This is a genomic window from Brevibacillus laterosporus (assembly GCF_030489605.1).
GTDB classification, from domain to species: domain Bacteria; phylum Bacillota; class Bacilli; order Brevibacillales; family Brevibacillaceae; genus Brevibacillus_B; species Brevibacillus_B laterosporus_E.
Window position 1 is genome coordinate 174,607 of the sequence record NZ_JAUKFY010000001.1, and the last position, 24,316, is coordinate 198,922.

The following is a 24,316-nucleotide window of genomic DNA, read 5'->3' on the forward strand; positions in this document are numbered from 1 at the left end:
AATTGACTTTTAAGGTCAAAAATGTAAATATTAAAATAAGTTGTGTTCTACTTAATTTGTCTACTTATCTTTTTAGAGTGAAAAATATGATAGCGGAGGTCGTTTTATGGATTATGTACAATTAGGTTCATCTGAGTTAAAGTGCTCCCGTATTGGATTAGGAACCTGGGCCATTGGCGGTTGGGCTTGGGGAGGTACCAATGAAAAAGATGCCATTCAAGCGATCCATCGTGCTTTCGATATCGGGATAAATACGTTAGATACAGCTCCCATTTATGGATTTGGTTTATCTGAAGAAATATGCGGTAAGGCTATTAAGCAATATGGTCAAAGAGACAAAATTCACATCGCCACCAAGGCTGGCGTAGAGTGGGTAGGAGAGGAAGGCGTTTACTGGTGCAACTCCTCCAAAGAGCGTATTCTTCAAGAGTTCGAAGATAGCCTACGCCGTTTGCAAGTAGACTATATTGATTTATACCAGCTTCATTGGCCTGATCCGGGATTGCCGCTTGAAGAAACAGCAGAAATTTTTGCACAGCTTCATAAAGAAGGCAAAATTAGAGCGATTGGTGTAAGTAATCTTTCCATTGAACAAATAGAACAGTGGCGAAAAGTAGCTCCGCTTCACAGTAGCCAAAACAGACTTAATCTTCTTCAAACCGAGCATAAGGATACCTTCCTTTATTGCGATAAGAATCATATTAACACCATTACGTGGGGAACATTGGCACAAGGCTTGTTGACAGGAAAATTCACGAAAGACTCCACGTTTGCTGAAGACGATTTACGACATGGATATCCTTTATTTGCGCCAGAATATTTTGATCAGTATCTACAGGCAGTGGATCGTTTAAAAGAAATTGCTAAAGAAAAAGGAAAAACAATGGCACAACTGGCTGTACGTTGGACGTTAGATCACCCTGGAGTCAGCATGTCTCTTTGGGGGGCAAGGAAGCCGTCTCAGTTAGACGAGGTATCTGGAGTAATGGGATGGTCTCTTTCAGCACAGGATTTAGAGCAAATTGATCAAATCATAAAAGAATCTCTACATGATCCATTCCATGATCCGACATTGGGGCCGCCTACTAAGGAAGAGTGGCAGGAGATGGGAGTTCTGTAAAAAAAGAAAATACCTTAGTTCTTCTTCATGGACTAAGGTATTTCTGTTTAGAATTTTCATGATACGAACATAGAGCAGGAGGAGACAATGAGTATACAAAAGCAATCGCAGATCGTTTTGGATATGGAGAAGAGTCTCAAAGGTTTAAAATATATCGATGAAGTTCGTGCAGTACAGGAAGAAAAAAATATTGGCAACAGAATATTGCATGCAAAAGATTTAATCCCAACCATGATGAAAACGGACAGGATAAAAGCAAATACATCAAAATCAGAGCTGCTGCGTCAAACGGAACGGATTGAAAGCTCTCTTCCCTTAGCAATTAGTCATGGGGATGAATTAAAGAGAACAGCTGGCAGTCCTGCTACATTAATTGATGTATTACTTCATGCTGCAGAGCTGGAGGATAAGGGAATCATCTATGTTTTGGATAACGGAGATGAAATCGAAACTAGCTATCGACAGTTATTTGAACAAGCTAAACGTCTATTAAAGGGACTGCGGAACATGGGGGTCAAACCTCAAGACCGGGTTATTTTTCAATTTCAAAAAAATCAAAACTATGTTCCTATGTTTTGGGCTTGCGTATTAGGCGGTTTTATTACTGTACCGATTGCTACGTCTACCTCGTATGCAGAAAAGAATGCCGATACTACTAAGCTATACAATATATGGAGCATGCTGGATAAGCCAGTAATCATAACGGATGAAGATTTGCTTAAGGAAGTTAACAAGCTATCGGCAGTTTGGGAAACAGATGAGTTTGTTATCAGCACGGCTGAACAGTTAATGAATAATGATGAGGAACAAGAATTTTATACGTATCAAGAGGAAGATTTCGTTCTATATTTATTAACATCGGGCAGTACTGGTTTACCTAAATGCGTGCAGCACAGAAATGCCAGTCTGGTGGCACGCACAATGGCCACAGCACAATTTAACCAATTTGACAGCGAAGAGGTACTTTTATGCTGGATGCCATTAGAGCATGTTGGTGGATTGGTCATGTATCACATCCTGGGTGTTTATTTAGCCTGCCAACAGATATTGCCGCGGGTAGATTCATTTATTTCTCAGCCGTTGAATTGGTTGCATTGGATGGACAAGTATAAAGCTACCTTGACATGGGCTCCTAATTTCGCCTTTTCTCTGGTAAATGACCAAGAAAAGGCTATTGAAGAAGGAAGCTGGGATTTATCCAGTGTAAAACATATCTTAAATGGCGGAGAAGCGATTGTTGCTAAGACGGCTAAGCGATTTTTATCCATATTGCGTAAACATCAACTCCGTGACGATTGCATGTACCCCTCTTTTGGAATGTCTGAAACCTCTTCCGGTATCGTATTTTCCAAAACATTCCGCAGTGAGCCTCAATCTGGCGTTCATTATGTAGATAAGATTTCATTTGAAACCCTGCTTCGATTTGTAGATGATACAGAAAAAGAACACATTTGCTTTACAGAGGTAGGAGGACCCATTCCGGGTGTAAGTGTTCGAATTGTTGATGATAATAACCAGTTGCTGCATGAAAATCATATTGGCCGGGTGCAAGTCACAGGCCCTACAATCATGGCAGGCTATTATCAAAATCAAGAGGCCAATCAGGAAGCGTTTATTGGAGACGGCTGGTTCTTTACAGGGGATCTGGGCTTCCTCAATGAAGGCCGATTAACAGTTACAGGTCGTCAAAAAGATATCATTATTATGAACGGCAAAAATTATTATAATTACGAAATTGAATCCTTAGTAGAGAGTGTATACGGGGTGCAATCTACATTCGTAGCCGCCGCAGCGTTTATCGATGCCTCCAAAAGCGTTGAGGAGCTAGCGATCTTCTTTACTCCTATAAATGATATAGATGACAGATTCCTAGGTTTTATCATAACCGAAATTAGACGAACAGTAAGTAGAAATTTAGGTATAACACCGAAGCATATCATTCCGATTAAGAAGGAAACATTTTCAAAAACCGAATCTGGTAAAATTCAGCGTAATAAATTCACGGAGAGACTATATGCTGGGGAATTTGATGAGATTATTAAAAAAATAGAGACACAAAATGAGGACCCTCATCAAACCTTGCCAGAATGGATGTATGCAAGAAAGTGGGAAGAACGCCCTATTTCGGTACTAGCCTCCCCGCTCCCGCAAGAAACGTATCTTATTTTTCGCGATAAATTAGGGCTGGGAGATCAATGGTCCTCCTTGTCTCAGAATGGTTCTAGCACGATGATTATCGTTGATCAGGGAGAAAGCTTTAAAAAACGAGGAGAATTCCACTACGAAATAAACCAGCATGAGCAAAAGGATTATCAGTTACTATGTGAGGAACTAAAAAAAGAATCGGTAACCATTCATCATGTTCTGCATCTATGGACGTATCAGGAAGATTTGGATGAAGCAGAAAAAGAGCTGTCTTATTTAAAAGAAAGTCAATTCTTAGGCAGCTTTAGCCTTATTTTCCTGTTACAAGCTTTACATAAAGAAATAGGTATGCCAAAAACGTTGACATTTGTTTCTTCCAATGTATTCTCATTAGAAAATCCTGAACATTCAGCTTACGAGAAGGCAACGATACCAGGAATCATCAAGACAATGAAGCATGAATTTCCTAATACAATCGCTAAATTTGTAGATATAGACACCAACCATCCTCCTTATCATCCTTTGCTAGCGTTACAAGCCGAGCAGGGGCTGCCGGACGAGGAAAGCGTGGTTATTTATTCAAAGGGCAAACGATTTGTCCCGAAACTGCAACAGGTAAATCTTCAAGAAGCTAACAAAAAACCATTGCCATTGGTAGAAAAAGGATTCTATGTCGTTACAGGCGGTCTCGGCGGGGTCGGCAAGCAAATTGCTCAATACTTGATTCAAAAGTTTGATGCAAATATTTTACTACTCGGAAAGACCGCGCTTCCTAGTGCAACTGACAAAAATACTGGTACACAGAGTGAGCGCTATCGAGCACTTCGAGAATTAGAGAAGCTGACTGCTAGAGAAAATCAAATCATCTATAAAAGCACTGATTTATCCGACGCAACGGTATTGGAAGAGGCAATTAATGAATCAATGTTATGTATGAATGCTGAAAAGGTGGATGGCATTATTCATTTAGCCGGCGTCTATTATGAAAAACCATTATTGGAAGAATCCGTTGAATCACTGGAACATATGTATGAATCGAAAGTAGCGGGAACCTATCTGTTAGGCAAACTGGTTGAAAAATATCCCGAAGCTATTTTGGTTACCTCCTCTTCCTCCAGTGGTTTGTTATCAGGCTATGGAGTGGGAGCCTATACTTCCGCCAATATGTTTGTGGAGACATTTACGGATTATGTAGCACAAAAACGGGATGGCGTACAATGTTTCGCATGGAGCCTGTGGAATGATATCGGTTTGGGGCAGCAATTTACAGATATGAAAGATTTATTGATAAGAAAAGGACATCAACCGATCTCTCCACAAAAGGGCATCTTTTCATTTGAATTAGGCTTGATGCTTGAACATAACATGCTGTATATCGGGCTGAATAAAGGCGTATCCGAAATTGCAACGCTATGTTCTGAGGTGGTGGAAAAGGAACTAGTAACGACGATTTATTTCTCTACTACCCATAATCAATTCTCCTTGTCTGAAATGTACAGCACCATCAGATTGCACACCATTGATGAAAAGGGGAATTCCACAAAGGTTATTTTTAGACAGGTCGATCAGCTTCATTCAGATCAGGCTGAGGATCACCTTGCAAGCAATAACCGGCGAATGGAAGAGGAAATCAAGCAGCTATGGTCTGAAATCCTGCAGGTCGACCAGCTTCAGGCTTTTGATAGTTTCTTTGATTTGGGAGGAAGCTCACTGAAGGCAACGCAATTACTCTCCTCTGTACAGTCACGATTTGGTGTGGCCATTCCTCTAAAGGTGTTTTTTGAAAATCCTACCATTAAAGGATTAATCCATCGCATGGGGAATGCAGCTGGGACCAAGGGTAACGTCATGCGAATCTATGAGCCAGCTAAAAAGAGGGAAAAGATCATCGGCTTATCTCCATCGCAAAGAGGACAATGGTACTTATATCAAACGCGTCCAGACAGTCCTTTTTATAACATCACGTTCACTCTTACCTTCGGGGAAAATGTGAATAGAGCTTCTTTATTAAAAAGTATACAGGCCGTTATTCAATCACAGGAAGCGCTACGTTCCGAAATCAGAATGATCGAGGATGATCCAAAGCTATTTATCCATGATACCTATGTAGTGGGGATACCGATTATCGATTTATCCTCCTATCCTTTGGAACAAAAAGAACAGAAACTGGCAGCCTTGATTGATACGGAAGCAAATACTCCTTTTCAAATGATGAATGAGCCTCTGTCAAGATTTACCCTTATTCATGTTGGTGACAATGTACACATCCTGTTGGGAAGCATGCATCATATTATTTCAGACGGCTGGTCGATACATGTATTTACCAAAGAGCTATTACGTTTTTATAAGGAAATACAAGAAAACGGTGCCGTCGATAATAAAGAGCTAGATTATACCTACACAAACTATCTGCTAGACCAAAAGGAATGGCTGACAAAAGAGAACCCGGAATATGCTGATCAACTATATTATTGGAAAGAGAACTTGGCAACTGAAACAGCACCGTTAACCCTGCCTATACAACTCTCCCGCCCAGCTATTCAAAGCTATCAAGGGATGACCATTGAACAGCTTGTGACCCAGGAGTTAACGGAAAACATCATGGAAGCAAGTAAACATATGAAATCTACACCGTATATGTTTTTACTTTCTACCTTTGCGGCGCTATTATTCCGTTATTCTGGACAGGATACCTTCCGTCTTGGAACGGTTCTAGCGAATCGGAACATGCCGCAAACAGAAAAGATTATCGGCTATCTGGCCAATACGGTTACGCTATCTTTTGATTTCAAGGAAGAGCTCACTTTTGACCAATTGCTGGATAAGGTAAGGGGCATGGCGTTGGAAGCGCATGATAATCAAAATGTCCCGCTAGAAATTGTTTTACGTGAGTTACAAGTAAGGCATACTGCGGATATGGCGCCTTTGTTCCAAATTGTCTTCACCATGCAAAACGCGGTACAGCATCTCTATCATAATGAACAAATAAAGGCCTACTTGGACATTGTTTCCAATAAAACCTCTAAATACGATCTAAGCTTGCATGTCTATGAAGAGGAGCATCAATTGCGATTTAAGCTGGAATTCAATACCGACTTATTTGAAGAAGAAGCTATGAAAACCTTCTTGGGACATTACCTGAATTTTATTCAAGTGATCACCAACGATAAGGTACACACAGGTTAATTCAGAAAGAAAAAAAGCTCAACAATGCTAACTTCTATAACGGTAAAAAGGCATTTCCTCCAGATTGAGTAGGAAATGCCTTTTTTTAATAGGTATGATGAAATAGCTAGCGTATGGTTTATACCTTGAGCATAGTTGACAGCAAGGTTTGATTAACCAGGCTGATCACAGCCTGCTCGTGCTCCTGAATGAAGAAATGCCCGCCGTCAAAGGTGGCAAAGCTGATATCTTGACTTGTATGTCTACTCCATTCTGTCATTCGGTCTACAGATACGGTGTCATCCTTTGTTCCATAGAGAACCGTAACGGGTGTGGTAATAAGCTCTCTATTCAGATCAGGTGCATACGTTTCTACTAATTTAAAATCTCTTTTAAGGATAGGCGTAAATATGTCCATTAGCTCTGTGCTTGTCATCAGTTCGGCTGGAGTCCCGCCCATTGATCTGACTTCCTCCCAAAACGCTTTGCCTTCAAGCTTGTGGCGATTCGTTGCGGGTGCGATATGGGGAGGATTTTTTCCAGAAAAAAAAGTAGTGATGGGCATAGGAGCATTTTGTTCTTTTAGAGCATGAAGCACTTCAAAAACGAGCAAGGCCCCCATGCTATGACCAAACAATGCATACGGGCTGGAATCTAATTTACTTTGTAAAATCGACAAAATATCGGACACTGCTTCCTCTATATTTTCGTACAGAGGCTGGTTAAACCGACTTCCTTTCCCGGCAAGCTCAATAGGGATTAGCTCTATATTTGGGAGAAAGGCTTTTTTCCAGCTGGTGTATACGCTAGCAGATCCCCCGGCATAAGGGATACAGAATAGTTTCATTTTGGTTGACACTTGTAACCTCCTTGTTTTCCTACCAGTACTAGTTGCAGGATATATGTTTTGATAAATCAGTATTTTTACATTATACAATAAATGAAGGGTATTTTTTACTTTTCTGCTCATTTTTGTACCCTAAAATATGATCCAATAGGAACCCGGAAGGAACAAAAGTGAAAATGCCGGTAATAAATGTAATACCAATCGGAAGCATTAAATGCGGATAAATCTAAAAAAGAAGATGGCTTAGTCCCGCAATGAAGAGATTTAGGACACATAATCCAAAAAGACTATGATTTTTTAGATAGATCGGCAGTTAATATGAGTAAAGAACTAGGTGAAATACACTTTTAGTGAAAAAAATAGCGGCTAATGTAAAAAAAGTACGGTATTCTAAAAGAATATGAAAAGTTATCTAGCAAGATATAGAGATTTTTGCACGAAATCATGGGAATTCAGTCTCTGTTTTTTTCAAAAAATCTGACCGAAAATGAAAGAAGGGAAACTATTTATTTCCCTTCGCCTTTTCTTGAGCAGGCAGTACCAAAAGCTTATGATAGATCCATTTGGTATATGCAAAACCTTCCTTCACACGATAGTAAGGGATAAAGATGCTTGCTGAGTCGGTTCCAACCGGGTGTGCATCCATTGCTAATACATTGGCCATTTCCATAGCGCGCATTAAATGATAATTGTGGCTTACGATCAATGCTGTGTGATAGCCATTTTCCTGCATGATTTTCTGGCTGAAGCTGAGATTTTCCAGCGTATTTACAGCCTTGTTTTCCAGATAGATGCTGGAGGCGGGGACTCCTTTTTTTATAAGATAAGTACTCATAACGTCAGCTTCGCTATGCTCTTTCCCTTTTCCAATTCCGCCAGAAACAATAATGGATTTTATGTATTTTTGCTGATAAAGCTCGAATGCTTTTTCTAAACGTTCTGCCAAAGCCGGACTGGGCTGATCACCATGGACAGCGGCGCCAAGGACAATCGCGACATCGGCAGGCTGTGGCACAGCCGAGCGCTCTACTTGAGCCATTCTATAAAAGATGAAGCTAAACCATAGGATAGTCAATACAAAAATAGGGACCCCCACGCGCAACATCCCTTTTTTAAGGAACAGTAACAATTTGCTCGCCTCACTTCAATAGGATTATAGGATGATGGAAATGACTTGGTCAAAATCTGGTAAAACTGCATATGTAACCACAAACGTACTCAAAGACTTATCCGATCAATCGGCACCAGATAATTTATATACTTCTTCTGCGACTACGCATGTCGCTCCCGATAAATTGAAACGCGGAAACAAAAGAAAAGGATTTTTATCTTCAGCTGCCTATCGAAACGCTAACCATTCGTTTGATTCTTGCCATGCTGATAATCTGCCAGCTGCGTCTCACTCTACTAAAAGAGAACAAAAGCTGCCAAACGAAATTGAGCGCCCTCTTCAAAGCTTTCTGAATGGGCTGCAAAATCTTATTGGATCACAGCTCATCGGCTTTTATCTATATGGTTCTATTGCGCTTGATGCGTATGTTCCCGGTGAGAGTGATATTGATTTCCTCTGTGTTACAGATGGCGATTTAGAAGAGGTGGATATGTGGCTGATTGAAAAGCTATTTTTCGAACAGATGGCTATATATCCGATTCTCGCTAAGCTAGAAGGAAATTTCCTTGCAGCACATCGGCTAACATTACATAATCGCTGCGAATGCGCCCAGTGCTTTGAGGAGGCTTATTTAGTCAAATCGCCCCGAGATTGGAACGCCGTTACATTACTATTATTGCGTAATCAGGGAATCCCTTTGCTAGGACCAGCTCCAACTGAAATAATACCAGAGGTCTCTGCCTCAGAGTTAGCGAATAACATGATTGGGAACCTACTTTATTTTGAAATAAATATGGAGCATTACTTTAATCGAGGTCTAAATGACCAGGTTTTTGCAGTATTAACGCTGTGCCGGATTCTATATACGATGCGCACCGGTGAAATTGTGAGTAAGCAAGCCGCTGCTGAATCGGTATTGTCTCAGTTGCCAGCTCTCGGAAAGGTTATCATCAAGAGGGCGCTGCGAGTAAGGGGAAAACGACCAGATGCAGGTAAGACGACAAAAGCTGGTACAGATCTCGCTCCAAAGGATAAGCTGCTAGAGTTTGTTTCGATTGTAAAGAAGCTTGCAGTGGATTAAAAGTATTCAGCCTCTCACAAATAGTAAGACGTAACATAGATGATGAACGTAACGACTTTATGTAAAAAACATGTAGCGTGGATTTTGCATGAAGAAGTGCTATTCAGATTTTTTGTGCGTCTTTTTTTGTTTTACAAATATACATTTAATCCCAATAGAGTTATAATTATGAATGTTTCATCTGAATAATGGGAGGTGCTTTTTATGTTTTTAAAAGAAAAGGATACAGCCGAAATGCCGGCAAATGTAGCTCTTATTGAGAAACTGTTTATGCCCTTCATGTTTCAAGCGATCTATGTCGCCGCGGATTTACACCTTGCTGATCATCTAAAGGATGGGGCAAAAAGTATCGGTGAACTAGCTCAAGTGACACAGACAGATGAATCAGCTCTTTATCGACTGCTACGCTCCCTATCTAGCATGGATATTTTCAAGGAAAGCGAGAAGGGAATCTTTGAGCTGACGCCAATGGCTGAATGGTTAAGAAGTGATGTGGAGGGTTCGCTACATTCCATGGCATTGATGCTAGGTGGACAACCGATGTGGAACCTATTGCCAGAAATGGTGACCAGTGTGAAAACAGGCGACTCATCCTTCGAGAAAACCTTCAAGCTATCATTTTACGAATATTTAAGTCAATCAGAAAACAAAAAAGCTGGAGATATTTTTAATCTAGCAATGTATCATAATACACAACGGCAAATTAAACAAATCCTGGCCAACTATGATTTTTCCTCTTATCACCAAATCATAGATGTGGCAGGCAATCATGGACAATTACTTACCGCGATTTTAAAGGAAGCCCCGGATAGTAAAGGGATCATATTTGATCAGGCTTATGCGCGTGAGCTCGCTTTGACTAACCTAAATAAGGAACAAGTATCCGATCGATGCGAATTTGTAGTAGGTGATTTTTTCAAAGAGATTACAAAAGGCGGAGATTTATATATTCTCAAGCATATCCTACACAATTGGAATGATGATAAAGCGATTGAAATTCTTACGAAATGCAGACAAGCAATGGGGGATAACAGCAAACTCTTAGTGATTGATTCCGTTATTGAAGAAGGAAACTCAAAAGATTTAGCGAAATTCCTTGATTTACAAATGCTGCTTTTACTGGGAGGAAAGGAACGGACGCATGAAGAATACTCTCGATTATGCGAGACAAGCGGATTGTTTATTCACAGGGCGATTAAACTGCCGATGAGCATGTCTTTACTGGAGATTTATCCAAAGTAGAGCATTTCATTTAGCATGGGAAAAAATATAGGAATAAAACGCCCCTATGTTTTTAGGTAAGAGCTGAAGGGCTGATACTGCTGTCTGAAGCGAAGGAATTTCGCTCTCAGGCATTTTTTTTGTAGTGAACTTGGATTGATCCTATGATTGAGAGGGGGCAGGCAGGGGGAAAGTGTTTTGTAAAATATATTTGACATTTACATTCCTTTCTTAGTAAGATGATGTCAAATGTGTTTTACATTTTTGAGAGGGGATTTCATGGAGAATAAGATAAAGGAATATAGGAAAGCGCTTGGGCTGTCCCAAGATGATTTAGCCAAAGCATGCGGTGTGTCAAGACAGACGATAAATGCAATTGAAAATAACAAATACGATCCCAGTCTGGTTCTTGCTTTCCAGCTTTCTTATGTATTGGGCGGGAGTGTTGATACCATTTTTTTGTTTAAAAAATGAAAAGTCATAAGACTAGCAATGAAGGATGAGGAGTGCGTCAGATGCCAATTGGAAATAAAAGACTTATTGGGGGAATTATTTCGGGGATCGCAGTGCTTGCTATCGTAGGCTATAACCTTTTTAAATATGTGCAGGGTCAGCAGTTAGGATTCAGTGACCTGATTAGTATCCCCATTATTTTGATGTTTTTTTTCAATACAATTTCATGGAATTCAGCAGAAGAGCAACGGGATGAGCTAGGTCAGTTAATCACATGTAAAAGTGCCAAGATTAGTTATTTTGCTCTGATGATCGTAATTCTTATTGTTTTCCTATGCGAGGAAGCTCCGTTCCATTCTCATCAGCCCATAAAAAATATGTCTTTGTTCCTGGTGCTTTGTGCATCAACCGTTATTTTACCGGCAGTTGAATTCATCGTCTCTAGACGATTTCGCTAACGATCCTGCAGCGTGGATTTATCATGAAAAGATTGGCAGGTAGTAAAATACCATTGTGTGAATATCTTCAGATTAAATTTTATATTAGAACCCAAAAATCTCTCTAATCGATCAGAGAGATTTTTTGTATGCAATCCTGTATCTAATCATGATTAGTAGGGAACAGTTATATTCCGGATATAATTCAATGTACCGTTTTTGTAGACATAAATGGATGCATTGCCAGATTGAACTGCGGTAAATTTATTAAACTGTGTCCTGCTATCGTATTCAACCTTGATAACCTCACGGCTTTGAAATACTTTTTGCGACCAGCCATCCTTCGTGCTTATTCTGATATGTGAGCCAATATTCCATGTTTCATTAGAGGTGCGGATTGATGCTGAGACGTTACCAGAGTGTTTGGCTGGTGTAGCCATTGCACTTGATGCTGGTAAGAATGGTGTTACCGTGATCCCAAGAGCTAAAGAGAAAGCAAATAGTGTTGAGACAGCTTTTTTCATTAGGGAAGCCCTCCTTATATTTTTGAATATTACAATGATTATATCAAATAATGGAAAAAAATGTAATGTTGATTTAGAAATATCTATTCTATAATCCGATTAACTTTCATACTAGCTTTTTGTTACGGCCAAGAAACGTGAGAAGCTTCTATAAGGATTTTCTGATGTCTAGCGGAGAGTGGCAAGTTACTGCGCATATGCCTTTTACTCTTATAGCAAACTAAGGAATAGATTTTTTACCTTTTTACACAGCTTCTTCGCAAATCCTTGACCTGTAGCCTGAGAATAGATGGAGAAATTTTTGATTTGTATAAAAGCATTAGCTTGATTGCGAAGCATTCCCTCTTAAGCATTGAGGGTATGGCCTTCGCTTCCTCTCGGGAAATGCCCCTTTGCCTCGAATTGCCATGAGTGTTTCTTGATAATGTGCTCGAGCTACAGGAAAACTGATTCACTGACCTTCAAACAGATTAATAATACAGAGCAGGGAGCACAATCTAATGTTTACCTCGCCTTATACCCCGTAGGATAGGCAAGAAAAAGCCTATGCCATCACCTCACCAAAGCCCCAGCGATGAAGAATAAAACTCATTTTTATGACTCGAACCCATACAACGAACGGGAATAATACCTTATTGAATTACTGGACTGCCTTCGAGTTAAGGTTACGAGACCTTGTCACTAGGGTTACGACAGCTATTTTAGTAGCTTCGTGATAGAAATCTCACAGCTCACAAACTGATAACGCATGCCAGCACTTACAAAAGGAGTGATCTTGTGATCTTCTAGACGAACTCAGAATGAATGAAATGTCGGACAAAAAGACCATGTACATGAAAACAAAACCAAAAGGAGAGTATCTATGTCTATCCATGAAATACTTCGGTTAAAAATGTTTAAGGTACTAGGTTTGACCCTACTTATTTTTTCATTGATTGCTACACCGATGATTTATGCAGCGGAGACGAAAGTAAATCCGCCCGGACCCACGAATGCCAAAGAAGTAGAGAAGTTTGCTGATCAATTCTTCAACCGTCCAAAAATCAAAGAAAAGCTCACCGGTGCTGCTTTTGTTGTGGTAAAGGATGACCAAGTACTGTTCAAGAAAGGCTACGGATACGCTGATCTGGAGAAGAAGAGGCCTGTTGATCCAGACTCTACCGTATTTCGTATCGCTTCGATTTCTAAAATCTTCACATCTACAGCAGCCATGCAGCTCGTGGAACAAAATAAACTAGACCTAAATAAGGACATTCAGGAGTACCTGAAGGATTTTAGTCTTAATAATAAAACAGGCAAAAAGCTCACCTTGGATCATTTAATGTCACATATGACTGGCTTTGAGTATACCGATCTCCCTTCTATGGATACAGATTCACCAAATAAGTACTATCCATTGGATGAGTTTGTTAAACAGAATGCTCCAAGCATTGTATCCAATCCTGGAGAGGTGTTTCGGTATGACAATTATGCTTTCGTCTTGCTAGGATACATTGTTCAGAGCATGACCGGTGTACCATTTCATCAGTATGTGGAAAATCATATTTTTAAACCTCTGGGCATGAATAACAGCAGTTTTATCATGAGGCCCGATATACATGCTAATCTGGCTACACCGTATGATGGCGCAAAAAAACCAATTCCTGAATATGGCTCGATTCCTACAGATGCACCAGACGGGAGTATGCTATCGACTGCAGGTGACATGGCTAAGTTCATGATCGCACATCTTAACGGCGGTAAGCTTGCAGGGAAACAGATTTTACAGGAAAAAACAGCAAAAACAATGCATCAGGTTCGCCATAATCTGCACCCAAAAATTCAAAATGGCGCATACGGATTCGAAACATTTTTCCAAAACTATTACAATCAACAAGCTGTAATCGGCAAGGGCGGAGATTTGCCTGGATACCATTCTTGGATGTGGCTTTTACCCGAAAAGAAGGTGGGTGGATTTGTTGTTTTTAATGGAGATGGGGCGAATTTTCGAGAAGAGCTGTTCAAAGCGTTCATGGATCATTACTATCCAAAACCAGTGGAGGATAAGATAGATGAACAAACCACCAAAAAAGGGCTACAACGCTTTGTCGGCGTTTATCAGGATTTACGCTCCCCTTATTGGGTGTTTCGAGTCAATGTATTAGATGATGGACAACTGATGGTGAAAGACCCTTTAGGTAATCATAAGCTTCGGCAAAAGGACCCATTTTTGTTTGAAGATGAGCAAGGAATGAAAGCTGCGTTTAAATCAAATCCGAATGGCTCGGTCGACTATTTTTATTATAATAAGGTGGATAGCTGGGCGCAAAAGAGACCGGATCCAAAACCATACAGTGATGTCGCCAAAGACCACGAATTTGCCACATATATTTACGATGCTAAACAGCTTGGGTATTTAGTTGAAACTGCCGACAATAAGTTTCACCCGGAAAAGCCAATTACCCGGGGAGAATTTATTGCTCAATTACTACGCGTTATAGGAGTTCCGCCTTCTAAAAAATCGCCAATGTTTATAGATTTACCTGGTAATGAATACGCTGGAGAAATTCAAAGCGCCCTAGATTATGGGCTCGTAGAAAAACCAAATCATCAACGAATCGAGCCAAATAGACCGATTACCCGAGAAGAGGCGGCAACGCTCGTCTGGCGGGTGGCCAATAAAAAACAGGTGCCTCTTTCTGCAAAGGTGTCCTTGATTGGCAAAACAGATTCCTGGGCTATGGACGGCGTTAAATATGTAGTCTCAAAGGGCTTGTACGGCCCAGAAGTTAAACCGAATAGTCAAGGAGAAATCGATTATAAATCCAAGCAGCCAATGCTTCGCCAGGAGGCGGCTGCACTGATCAGCTTATTTGCACAACGCTTTGTTTCAAGCGAATAGTAAATGGGAAATGTAGCCTTGCCGCCTTTGAAAGTTTGACGCCTAGAAGAACTGTATGTCTAGGGAGCAGAGGATACACATTACTCCACAGAGAGCAGACGGATTCTCTGTGGAGTTTTATTTGCAGACAGGTTATAAGAAAATTCAGAAAGAAGGTTCGGATTGTTTAGAAAAATATCTTGTTATAAAAGAAGAACTACGTAATAATGTTTGTAGCTTTATATTTTTCTGATGAAGGGAATGAGTTATGCCAGGTAGCTGATGGTCTTTTCTTACTCATCGTATAAAACATTGGAGGTAAGACCATGAAAACAGAAACAAGCATGGAAACAGAAAGATTGCTGATAAGAGAAATGACGCTTGAAGATGCAGAGGTTTTATATCGCTATTGGTCAGATGATGAAGTAACAAAGCATATGAACATCTCTTCCTTTACACATGTTGATCAAGCGAAAGATATGATACAACTCCTCCTTGATTTAGGGAAGGAAGGGAAAGCATATCGTTATTCCATTGTATTGAAGGAAACAGACCAAGTAATTGGAACTTGCGGATTTAATTATATAGATCGAGAAGATAATCGAGCTGAGGTTGGATTTGATTTGGGCAGACCCTATTGGCAGAAGGGCTATGCTGGAGAAGGCTTAGAGGCGCTGATTCGTTATGGATTTAATGTCCATAAGCTTAATCGAATTGAGGCCAAGGTGGAACCAGAGAATGTTAATTCCAAGAAGCTTCTAAGCAAGCTTGCCTTCGTTCATGAAGGAATACTGAGAGAATACCAAAAATCCAAAGGAAACTATGTTGATTTACACATATTTTCGTTATTGAAAAAAGAGTACCTTGAACAGAACGAGTGAGTTAAGTCTTTTAGAGACAGATAGCACGGTATAAAAAGTAATCCTAATTCATTTGATATGTCCCCTTCAGGTAAACAGTAATAAGAGGTATTCTGTTTAGTTGGAGGGGTTTTTTATGAGGGAAATGCTCTGTGCAAGCCTATACGTTCCAACGAATGGTGAAATCGTAGAGCTGCATGAGTAGTCTTATTTATGCTAGTGATGAAGGGAAGCTGAATGGAAAAAGGCGACCATAAACAAGGTCGCCAAATGCTTGTCTAGCTGTATTAGTTCTTTGTAAGAGTAACCTTACCAGAAGATGCTTTTCCTTCGAAATCGTACAAATCGTCATCATCGTCAGAATCCGTAATGGTACCCGTAATGTCAGCATCCTCAAAGGCATCGTCATCCCAAACCATCTTACAGATCTTCGTTACGAAATCCTTAAGGTCATCCTTATCTCGATCATTGAACAAATCTTCGTCATCGTCCATACTAAACTCGATTGTGATTTCAATATCATCTTCATCGCCATCTAGGCTAATATCCCAATCAATGTCTTCCCAATCCTCATATTTATCGCGGATTTTATCTTCAAGATCTTCTAAATCATCGCTGTCGCTGCTTTTCTTATCATCTTTCCTTGCCAGATCATCCTTGGCATCTTTCAATTGTTTTTCTAGGTTTGCAATCGTGGAGTCTTTAGATGCCAATTGTGCTTTCAGCGAAGCAACAGTTGGGTCTTCACGATCTGTCACGGATACTGTGTAGGATGCTTGATCCCAATCAACGTTTTTGTTGAATACACCAGCCATCATACGAACCGGAATGTAAGTCGTTCCATTGACAATAAATGGTTCAGTCGAGGTTGGAACTTCATAACCGTTATACTTTACCTTCACATTATTGTATGAAGCCAGTACATTCTTCTTTACCACTGCAGCATCAGTTGTTGCAGGTAGAGCACCAATCAATAGAGCAGATGATAATACTAGTAATGCCTTTTTCTTAAACATCAGGATCCCTCCATGTGTCTTGTTTCTAATGTTGAAATTTTTGTTGTTTTTACAAGCAAGAAGTTTTAACAGCCGAAATTTTGCTGAAGAATTTCGTGACCTTCTTGGCTAATCTCTGCCATTTTACAAAAGAAAGAAGTCATGCTGATGTCAAAACAAAATGTTTTTCAGGGAATTTTTGACAATGATTCGGTGGGATTGGGCAATAAAAGAAGCCCCGGATAATTCCGGAGCTTTTAATGGTTTATGCGGATTGAGAGGTGAGAAAATGATCAGTGAAAACAGTCATGAGGTAAATCAAACGCATGCCAGAAACTCATACTTGCAACAAAAATGAACGAATATGTAATGCGAAAATTAGGTAAAGTACCAGCTTTAGCAAAGTGAAATAAACTTATTTATTAGAAAATTGCTTGAAGAAGTCTAGCTTCTCATCCAAATAGCTGTCATTTGTTTCAATACTGCCGACGATATGTGGATCATGCATGCATAATCCCATAAGCCATAACTGACGAATACCTACCATGACAGATACAGCCTCTCTATCATTCTCCGAAAATGGGCGGACTGCTGTATATCCAAGAAGGAAGGAGTCCCAAAGCTGTTCCGCTAATTGATGATCCTCCTCCAACAGCAGCCTTGTCAATTTGAATGCAGCTAAATCGTAGGCGCGCCAACCATATCCGCACAGATCAAAGTCATAATGCGTATATGTCATATCCTCACAGAAGCTAATATTCATATTCCCCTGAAGGTCTCCATGACAGATACCCCAGTCCAATCCATTACGGATGTGTTCGTTTAGCTTCTCCTCCATTTTTTGAGCTACCTCACGGATAAAATAAAAATCCTCAAGACGATGTTGCATTCTGGATTCAATAATTTTCAACGGATGAAGAATGAGGCTTTGAATATCCCAAATCTGACGTGAATGATTACTTGCAAACAAATCAGCTTTTATATGCATTTCAGCAACAGCCTTACCAAACATTTCACTGACTTCTGTGTTTTGTATTTCCTGTTCTTTACCCTCTGCGTAGGTGAAAAGTACTCCAAAACGGTATCCCTCTGGTACTTGTAGCTTCAAGATATAGTTTCCTAAAGCAGTAGCGATTGGAATTGATACAGGGATGCCTTCCTTAAATAAATGAAGCAATAGCTCCATCTCGAAGGTTACTTCTGAAACTTTTGTTCTCCAATCGCTTCGGTATAGCCTAAATATCAGCTTTCGGCTAGCTGTTTCAACGATATAAGTATCATTCATCCCTCGAAGAAGGTATTGGACCTGCATAATTTTTTCTTTAGGATATTGTTTTTGGAGTATAGGTAGCAAAGCTTTCTCACAAACGGTTGAATACGTCACGGACAATAACATAGGACCCTCCGCCTTATCAGCTAACTGAACTTGTATTTAGAAGTAATACGTAGGAGGAAAGAGAAAGGTTACAGGCAGTTAAACAGTTTTAACGAGCAGTACGTTAAGCATCTGGATTAATACCATGATTCTCAGATTTGATCCTTACCATAGATATTGATAATTGTAGTATCCCTCCATTTGTAAGGAAAAAAGACCCTCTGTAACCTAAGCGGCCGCAACGAGAAAATGTGCTCTTCACAAAACCGACACCAATATACTATAGGGGAGTATAGTAAAATGATCTTGATTGATAACTCATTATGTTTGGAGGAGAGATATCATGAAAGTCGCAATTATGCTTTACAATGGGATTACTGCGCTAGATGCAATAGGGCCGTACGAAGTATTTGCTGGTGTAAAGGGTAACGAAGTGAAGTTTGTCGCCAAAGATAAGGGTTTAATCAAGCTTGATTCTAAAATGGGGTATTTGCATGCCGATTTCAGTTTTTCTGAGGTTACATCGGCTGATATTCTTGTCGTCCCTGGTTGTTGCCCCCCTAACTATAAGTCTTTGATGAATGACGAAGACACACTGAATTGGATTCGGGAAATACATAAGACGACGAAGTGGACCACATCGGTGTGTACCGGTTCTCTGATTTTGAGTGCGGCAGGTTTGCTAAACGGATTGAAGGCAACCAGTCATTGGAGTTGCCTAGAATTACTCCAGTCTCTTGGTGCTATCCCAATTGATGAGAGAGTGGTTCGTCAGGGCAAAATCGTTACAGCGGCGGGTGTTTCCTCCGGTATCGACATGGCCCTCCAGCTAGTAGCATGGGAATCAGGAGAAGAGATGAGCAAATCAGTCCAACTGCTTATGGAATACGATCCTGTGCCGCCGTTTGATACTGGATCACCAAAGAAAGCCCCGGCTTCAATGGTAGACCAATTAAGAGCGATGCTTCAAAAGCTTGAAAACAAGGAGCCTGAATTATAAATCACATATAAAAACGTAAGTAATCTAGCTGAGTGTATTGTTTGCCTCACCCAGTTACCATGAAAAGTATTACCAATGATAAGTGGTATCGATGTAGCTCCAGCTTATCGTCATTTCATGAAAAACAGATATTCATATGCAAAAAAGCATCATTCTTTCACTATAAACATAGAAGGATGATGCTTTTTTGTCCTAGCTGGGTGGTAATATGAATAAATCCCTTCATGCCAAAATAAAAACGCTCCTTTTCGGTATATTCACGGGTGAGTGAAGAGTGAACTAACACCGAAAAGAAACGCTTTATAAAAGTGCGTAAGCCTCAAAATGATCCGATCGTTCCCCTCTACACTGCACTTAGCGATTATCAAGGATAAGAATCTAGATTAATCTCGGCTATGTAAAAAATAATGGTGGACCCTATCGGGATCGAACCGACGACCTCTACACTGCCAGTGTAGCGCTCTCCCAGCTGAGCTAAGGGCCCATATTTGGTGAACTTATGGAAAAAGTATAGCATAGTGTCTCCCTCTTATGCAACTAAAAAACTTAAAATTTTACCATTTATCATCTAAACATGTACATATTATAAATATATGACTAAAATATTCCGATAACATTGATGACAACTGGAAAGGAACGGAAATATACCTCTTACTAACTTATTTTCTACAATCGACCAGTAATTCCGAATTCCAATCCAGAAAAACGAAACGAGTTACCCAGTTACCCGATCGAATATCGATCATCCCCAAGCCTAAGGAGGAGTTACCTTGTTTACAATTTGGAATAAAAAAAAACCATCACCAGCGCATGAATCATTAGAAGTAGATAAGAAGCAGACGGAAAGTCGCTTTTCTTCTGGCGCTTCACCTACTATAGCACCTACCAATATGAATTCTGTTTCTCGTGCGCATTCACTGATAGAAGCTGATACACATAATCACTTGCTTACAAGCATTGGTCTCTACGAACAAAATATAAAGCTAAGTCAAAGCGGCAAGCTTTTAGACGATCTACAAGAGACAACGAAGCGGGCCTTTCATGTGAGTAAATCCTCCGAGGAATTAGCCTGTTCGGTAGTGGACGTAGCGGAAAGTACAAGCAAAATGGCGCAGTTCACCGAAGAGACAACAAGCAAGGCATACCAAAGTGGCAAGAGTATCAGTGAATCGCTGGCTATTTTTCGTGAAGTAGAAAATTCCGTTTCATCTATGAACAGTACCTTCGACAGCTTGCAACAGGGTATCATCTCAACACATAAAATTGTCGATACCATTCAGAGTATTTCTAATCAAACCCATCTACTAGCGCTGAACGCTTCGATTGAGGCAGCAAGATCGGGGGAGCATGGGCGAGGATTTGCAGTCGTAGCGCAGGAAGTGAGAAAACTCGCTGAGGAGACCAAGCGCGCTCTGGCGGATATTTCTACTCATATGGAAGAAGTCATGAAAACATCTCTGACAATGCGCGAACAGGTGCAAGCAACACAACAGCAGGTGGCAGTAGGAGCTTATCAGGCTACGGAGGCGGAGGTTTCATTGCGGCATATGATTGAGGAGATGCGTAGCATTGAGACACAGACCAGTAATATCGCATCCATTACGGAGGAACAAGCCGCAGCTACTCGTGAAATTGACGAGCATATACATAATATCGTGGAACAGATTTCAGAATCTAGTGAATCCTTGCGAAATATGGGGATAGAAGTGAATGCGCTTTCGCAAAAAATAAATCAGAATAGACTATACAACATTGAGGAGTATGGTAAGCACCATGATTGGCATGACCGCCCTGATTTGTTAAAGCAAGTCGTCATTCAAGATCATCTTTGGTGGGTGTGGAAGGTATACAATGCGATTTATGGATTCGAGGTATTAAATCCTCATGAAGTGATAGATCATACGGCATGTCGATTAGGGCATTGGTATAAGCTAGAGCAAGATCGTGTTCCAAAAGCATTGAAGCCTGGTTTTGAGAAAGCGCATCACAATGTTCATCGTTTAGCAAAAGAGATTGCTCTCGCACTTCAGAATGGCGATAAACATCTAGCTAAAGCTTATCAAGCGGAATTAGAGCGGGCTTCTAGTGAAGTTGTACAATTTATTGAGAAAATGATGTAACACACAAACGCCATATTATCCTATTATAAAACGCTATATTCAAAAAAGCTCTCTAGACCTATTAAACGTCCAGAGAGCTTTTAATTATCAGCCAAACTGATTATTTGCCTTCATTTCCTATACAGTTCCTGCACAACCTTATGTAGTCGTTACAATGTTGATCATTTTTACCTTTTGAATAATTGTTGTTTCCAACTGTTCATTAAGCTTATCAATGCGTTTTCCGATGAGAAAAACATCAATTATAGCCCAAACAGTGATTGGAATAAACATAAGAAACCAACTGATGGCACAGACGACGATCATCCCAATAGCAATTCCATTGTCACCGCAATAAAATCGATGACCTCCGATGATGCCAAAAAAAATCCACAAAAGATAGGCAATCAGTTTTGATCTTTTTCGTTTTTCAAATTCTGCGTTTACCATGAGTTGTTGTTCGGTAGTTAAGCTTCGCCTTGCGGTCAAATTATCCATGACATTCCTCCCGACAAAATGAGCACATACCCAAGCTTTTATGACATCAAAAAGAATTGACAGCTCGTGGCTGTCAAATTCTTTGGGCATATGCATCTATTCTATGAGAGGGGATGAATAAATTTGCTTGTTTGCGGTTGATGTCTAAAAATATTCAAAATCGCAAAATGAACCAGAAAATACATAAGGAATGGTGCTCTCATTACAAACTAAACTTTAAATCGCTTCAGTTCTTCCTGCAACTGCTTCGTCATGTTAGCCAACGTACTAGCGGTAGCATGTACTTCCTGAGCAGAAGCGGAGGCTTGCTCGGATGTAGCCGCAATTTCCTCTGAGGAGGCAGCGACTTCCTGTGAGATACTGGAGCTGGATTCCACTTTCGAGATAATATCTTCTTTTTGCTGCTGCATGTGCTGTGCAGATAAGCTAAGTTGCTCCAGCTTAGGATTAATGACGTCAATTTCTGCCATGATATTACGGAAAGAGGCAGTGGCTGTATCCATTTCTGATTTTTGCCCGGATATAGCTTCTTTCATTGATGTTGCATTCATAAGCATTTGATCTGAATCGGCGGATACCGCGTTAATCATGTCTGCGATCATTTGAGAAGATTGACGGGATTGCTCTGCTAATTTACGTACTTCATCGGCCACAACAGCGAAGCCTCTGCCAGATTCCCCTGCTCTTGCTGCTTCAATAGCTGCGTTTAATGCTAATAGATTTGTTTGTTCGGCAATTTGATTAATGACAGTAGTGATATGATGAACATCCTTTAGGTTATCGTTGGATGTGACAATATTATTGATGAAATCCTGGAATACCTGATTAACCTCATCGACCGATGTGATAAGCTGATTCAGGTTTTCGTTACTTTCATTTGCCAACGTATGAATATTTTTTCCGTTAGTGTCCACTTCTTCGATCGCACACACCATCTCATCTAATTGGGCACCATACGAGCTGAGTGTCTCACCGATTTCAACCAAATCTTCTGTTTGTGAAGTAACACCCGTTGCTACATCTTGAATGGAGATAGAAACACTTTCAGTAGCAGTACTCATTTCATTGGAAATGTTGCTTAAGCTCTGAGAAGATTGATCGATTTCTGTCGATTGCCTTTGTACAACACCAATTAAATTACTAAAAGAGTTTTTCATATTTTGTAACATAAGAGACAGCTCACCCAACTCGTCTTTACGCTTGAGGAGCTTGGCATCGATTGATATGTTTAGCTCGCCTTGTGCCATTCTTCCTAGAATGTCTTTAAAGGAGTGGATGGAACGGCTTAGCGTATAAGCATACCAATAGGCAATACCAATAGAAGCTAACAAGAAGAAACAAGAAATTACCATTAAATAATTTCGCATGCTAGTAATGCCGCCAAGCAGATCATCGGCATTGATAAAGACAACAATTCCACCGCCTGTAAGAGAGAGCGGGGCGTATCCAACATATTTTTTTATTCCTTGATAATGATAAGAGCCAGTAGAAGTATTTCCCGCAATCAAATCGGACACAATGTTAGCGAGTTCCTTAAAGCTGTCATCGGTCTGAGACATCACAATCAGGTTTTCTTGTGTTTTCATTTTGGGAATATCCTCAGTGACGACAATTGTTCCGGTTTTATCTACAACAAAGCCTTGTCCTGTTTCACTGAATCTAAGAGTAGACAAAAACTTTACCAATTCATCAGCAGATTGAACGACGTATACCACACCATTAATCTGATTTCCTGTACGGATAGGTGCAGCAAACACGATAATAGGTTCTTTCGTTTGGCTGGCGATAAATACGTCTGATGTAGTTGTAGCTCCGGTCAATGCTTTTTGGAAATAGATCTTTTTACTTATATCTTTCCCTTCATTACTACCAATCACGGTCTTACCTGTAGCGTCTGCAATACCCCAATCTATTGCACCATGCTCTTTAACTAGGGTATCAAGACTCTTTTTAATTGCTTCTGAATCTGTTTCTGTTTGATATTTTTTAACTGCTTCTCGAGCTGCTAAACTTTCTACAAATGTTATGTCATCTGTTAATTGAGCCTGATAATTTCCCGCTGCTTGTTGGGCAAGAGGCAAAAGCATTTCCTCTGCACTTGTGACCATTTGCTTTTGCGCTTCAAAAAAAGAAAGGCTTGTAAGTCCTAAGCAGGTGATGATCAGCAAGCCACAAATCATAAATAACAGCTGCCCTTTAATCGATTTAAACTGAAAGATTCCTTTCAATTTCAAAATAATCCCTCCATTTTTACACTTGTTAAAACAAGCATGTCTTTACATTTTCGTACTTTAACATTAAAAAATTTATGGACAATTTGTTACGGATGTGTAAAAAAGCAAAAATAAAAAAATACGCAAGCTATGTAAGGGCTTTTATTTATAATTAAGTAAACCTATAGGAATTATGAAACTTTTTCGGGCTTGATTCGTATACCAAAAAAGTAATCAGCCCAAGAAGTGATCAATAGTAATGTTTCGTAATAAAAAGGGTAAACTGATTACAGATTCTTCATCATTTTTTAT

At 40.1% G+C, this 24,316-nt stretch carries 17 protein-coding genes and 1 tRNA gene; 10 read left to right on the forward strand and 8 right to left on the reverse strand.

The window, feature by feature from the left end:
• Positions 1 to 106: 106 nt before the first annotated feature.
• Together QZ995_RS00575 and QZ995_RS00580 are read left to right on the forward strand one after the other, a co-directional pair.
• Positions 107 to 1,120 (forward strand): aldo/keto reductase, encoded by a 1,014-nt coding sequence (locus tag QZ995_RS00575; RefSeq protein ID WP_301801755.1) that lies wholly within the window; start codon positions 107 to 109, stop codon positions 1,118 to 1,120.
• A gap of 87 nt (positions 1,121 to 1,207) precedes the next feature.
• A complete protein-coding gene (locus tag QZ995_RS00580) occupies positions 1,208 to 6,451 on the forward strand; it encodes an SDR family NAD(P)-dependent oxidoreductase (RefSeq protein ID WP_301801757.1) in 5,244 nt (1,747 codons plus the stop codon).
• A 118-nt stretch (positions 6,452 to 6,569) separates the two neighbouring features.
• Here the strand turns inward: QZ995_RS00580 and QZ995_RS00585 are convergent, their stop codons facing one another.
• Both QZ995_RS00585 and QZ995_RS00590 read right to left on the reverse strand, forming a co-directional pair.
• Positions 6,570 to 7,289, reverse strand: a complete 720-nt coding sequence (locus QZ995_RS00585) for a thioesterase II family protein (protein ID WP_301801760.1) — start codon at positions 7,287 to 7,289, stop codon at positions 6,570 to 6,572.
• Between the two features lie 490 nt (positions 7,290 to 7,779).
• Complete coding sequence (locus QZ995_RS00590; RefSeq protein WP_301802249.1) at positions 7,780 to 8,382, reverse strand: YdcF family protein; 603 nt, start codon at positions 8,380 to 8,382, stop codon at positions 7,780 to 7,782.
• A 64-nt stretch (positions 8,383 to 8,446) separates the two neighbouring features.
• On the opposite strand from QZ995_RS00590, the gene QZ995_RS00595 reads away from it, so the two are divergent.
• The 4 genes from QZ995_RS00595 (at position 8,447) to QZ995_RS00610 (ending at position 11,601) form a co-directional block, all read left to right on the forward strand.
• Positions 8,447 to 9,469: an aminoglycoside adenylyltransferase domain-containing protein gene (locus QZ995_RS00595; RefSeq protein WP_301801762.1), complete on the forward strand. Its 1,023-nt coding sequence runs from the start codon at positions 8,447 to 8,449 to the stop codon at positions 9,467 to 9,469.
• Positions 9,470 to 9,673: 204 nt separating this feature from the next.
• On the forward strand, positions 9,674 to 10,711 hold the full coding sequence (locus tag QZ995_RS00600) for a methyltransferase (RefSeq protein ID WP_301801764.1): 1,038 nt from the start codon (positions 9,674 to 9,676) through the stop codon (positions 10,709 to 10,711).
• 258 nt (positions 10,712 to 10,969) lie between these two features.
• Positions 10,970 to 11,164 carry a helix-turn-helix transcriptional regulator gene (locus QZ995_RS00605; RefSeq protein WP_301801765.1) on the forward strand — a complete coding sequence of 65 codons (195 nt, stop codon included), beginning with the start codon at positions 10,970 to 10,972 and terminating at the stop codon, positions 11,162 to 11,164.
• A gap of 41 nt (positions 11,165 to 11,205) precedes the next feature.
• Positions 11,206 to 11,601, forward strand: coding sequence for a hypothetical protein (locus QZ995_RS00610; protein WP_301801767.1), 396 nt, complete (start codon positions 11,206 to 11,208; stop codon positions 11,599 to 11,601).
• A gap of 152 nt (positions 11,602 to 11,753) precedes the next feature.
• Here QZ995_RS00610 and QZ995_RS00615 read toward each other — a convergent pair whose 3' ends face one another.
• The gene (locus tag QZ995_RS00615; RefSeq protein ID WP_301801768.1) at positions 11,754 to 12,104 is read right to left on the reverse strand and encodes a hypothetical protein; all 351 of its coding nucleotides are present in this window, start codon (positions 12,102 to 12,104) and stop codon (positions 11,754 to 11,756) included.
• Positions 12,105 to 12,966: 862 nt separating this feature from the next.
• Between QZ995_RS00615 and QZ995_RS00620 the strand changes: the two genes are divergently transcribed.
• Both QZ995_RS00620 and QZ995_RS00625 read left to right on the forward strand, forming a co-directional pair.
• Positions 12,967 to 14,985, forward strand: coding sequence for a beta-lactamase family protein (locus QZ995_RS00620; protein ID WP_301801770.1), 2,019 nt, complete (start codon positions 12,967 to 12,969; stop codon positions 14,983 to 14,985).
• Between the two features lie 305 nt (positions 14,986 to 15,290).
• On the forward strand, positions 15,291 to 15,845 hold the full coding sequence (locus QZ995_RS00625; protein ID WP_301801772.1) for a GNAT family N-acetyltransferase: 555 nt from the start codon (positions 15,291 to 15,293) through the stop codon (positions 15,843 to 15,845).
• A gap of 266 nt (positions 15,846 to 16,111) precedes the next feature.
• On the opposite strand, the gene QZ995_RS00630 is transcribed toward QZ995_RS00625, so the two are convergent.
• Positions 16,112 to 16,840 carry a copper amine oxidase N-terminal domain-containing protein gene (locus QZ995_RS00630; RefSeq protein WP_301801773.1) on the reverse strand — a complete coding sequence of 243 codons (729 nt, stop codon included), beginning with the start codon at positions 16,838 to 16,840 and terminating at the stop codon, positions 16,112 to 16,114.
• A gap of 394 nt (positions 16,841 to 17,234) precedes the next feature.
• Positions 17,235 to 18,215, reverse strand: a complete 981-nt coding sequence (locus QZ995_RS00635) for a phosphotransferase (RefSeq protein ID WP_301801774.1) — start codon at positions 18,213 to 18,215, stop codon at positions 17,235 to 17,237.
• Between the two features lie 322 nt (positions 18,216 to 18,537).
• Here QZ995_RS00635 and QZ995_RS00640 point away from each other — a divergent pair, with 322 nt between their 5' ends.
• Positions 18,538 to 19,194, forward strand: a complete 657-nt coding sequence (locus QZ995_RS00640; protein WP_301801776.1) for a DJ-1/PfpI family protein — start codon at positions 18,538 to 18,540, stop codon at positions 19,192 to 19,194.
• A 408-nt stretch (positions 19,195 to 19,602) separates the two neighbouring features.
• Here the strand turns inward: QZ995_RS00640 and QZ995_RS00645 are convergent.
• A tRNA-Ala gene (locus QZ995_RS00645) sits at positions 19,603 to 19,678 on the reverse strand.
• A 286-nt stretch (positions 19,679 to 19,964) separates the two neighbouring features.
• Here QZ995_RS00645 and QZ995_RS00650 point away from each other — a divergent pair.
• A complete protein-coding gene (locus QZ995_RS00650) occupies positions 19,965 to 21,314 on the forward strand; it encodes a methyl-accepting chemotaxis protein (protein ID WP_301801778.1) in 1,350 nt (449 codons plus the stop codon).
• 138 nt (positions 21,315 to 21,452) lie between these two features.
• Here the strand turns inward: QZ995_RS00650 and QZ995_RS00655 are convergent, their stop codons facing one another.
• Together QZ995_RS00655 and QZ995_RS00660 are read right to left on the reverse strand one after the other, a co-directional pair.
• Entirely contained in the window at positions 21,453 to 21,791 is a 339-nt protein-coding gene (locus tag QZ995_RS00655) for a TM2 domain-containing protein (protein WP_301801779.1), read from the reverse strand.
• Positions 21,792 to 22,000: 209 nt separating this feature from the next.
• Positions 22,001 to 24,025, reverse strand: coding sequence for a methyl-accepting chemotaxis protein (locus tag QZ995_RS00660; RefSeq protein ID WP_301801781.1), 2,025 nt, complete (start codon positions 24,023 to 24,025; stop codon positions 22,001 to 22,003).
• Between the last annotated feature and the right edge of the window lie 291 nt (positions 24,026 to 24,316).

What these genes read in the sequence shown, in the direction of transcription:
- QZ995_RS00575 (WP_301801755.1), top strand. Translation starts at nt 107, where the DNA reads ATGGATTATGTACAATTAGGTTCATCTGAGTTAAAGTGCTCCCGTATT.
- QZ995_RS00620 (WP_301801770.1), top strand. Translation starts at nt 12,967, where the DNA reads ATGTCTATCCATGAAATACTTCGGTTAAAAATGTTTAAGGTACTAGGT.
- QZ995_RS00590 (WP_301802249.1), bottom strand. Translation starts at nt 8,382, where the DNA reads ATGTTGCGCGTGGGGGTCCCTATTTTTGTATTGACTATCCTATGGTTT.
- QZ995_RS00655 (WP_301801779.1), bottom strand. Translation starts at nt 21,791, where the DNA reads ATGGATAATTTGACCGCAAGGCGAAGCTTAACTACCGAACAACAACTC.
- QZ995_RS00625 (WP_301801772.1), top strand. Translation starts at nt 15,291, where the DNA reads ATGAAAACAGAAACAAGCATGGAAACAGAAAGATTGCTGATAAGAGAA.
- QZ995_RS00630 (WP_301801773.1), bottom strand. Translation starts at nt 16,840, where the DNA reads ATGTTTAAGAAAAAGGCATTACTAGTATTATCATCTGCTCTATTGATT.
- QZ995_RS00605 (WP_301801765.1), top strand. Translation starts at nt 10,970, where the DNA reads ATGGAGAATAAGATAAAGGAATATAGGAAAGCGCTTGGGCTGTCCCAA.
- QZ995_RS00595 (WP_301801762.1), top strand. Translation starts at nt 8,447, where the DNA reads ATGACTTGGTCAAAATCTGGTAAAACTGCATATGTAACCACAAACGTA.
- QZ995_RS00615 (WP_301801768.1), bottom strand. Translation starts at nt 12,104, where the DNA reads ATGAAAAAAGCTGTCTCAACACTATTTGCTTTCTCTTTAGCTCTTGGG.
- QZ995_RS00610 (WP_301801767.1), top strand. Translation starts at nt 11,206, where the DNA reads ATGCCAATTGGAAATAAAAGACTTATTGGGGGAATTATTTCGGGGATC.
- QZ995_RS00635 (WP_301801774.1), bottom strand. Translation starts at nt 18,215, where the DNA reads ATGTTATTGTCCGTGACGTATTCAACCGTTTGTGAGAAAGCTTTGCTA.
- QZ995_RS00640 (WP_301801776.1), top strand. Translation starts at nt 18,538, where the DNA reads ATGAAAGTCGCAATTATGCTTTACAATGGGATTACTGCGCTAGATGCA.
- QZ995_RS00580 (WP_301801757.1), top strand. Translation starts at nt 1,208, where the DNA reads ATGAGTATACAAAAGCAATCGCAGATCGTTTTGGATATGGAGAAGAGT.
- QZ995_RS00600 (WP_301801764.1), top strand. Translation starts at nt 9,674, where the DNA reads ATGTTTTTAAAAGAAAAGGATACAGCCGAAATGCCGGCAAATGTAGCT.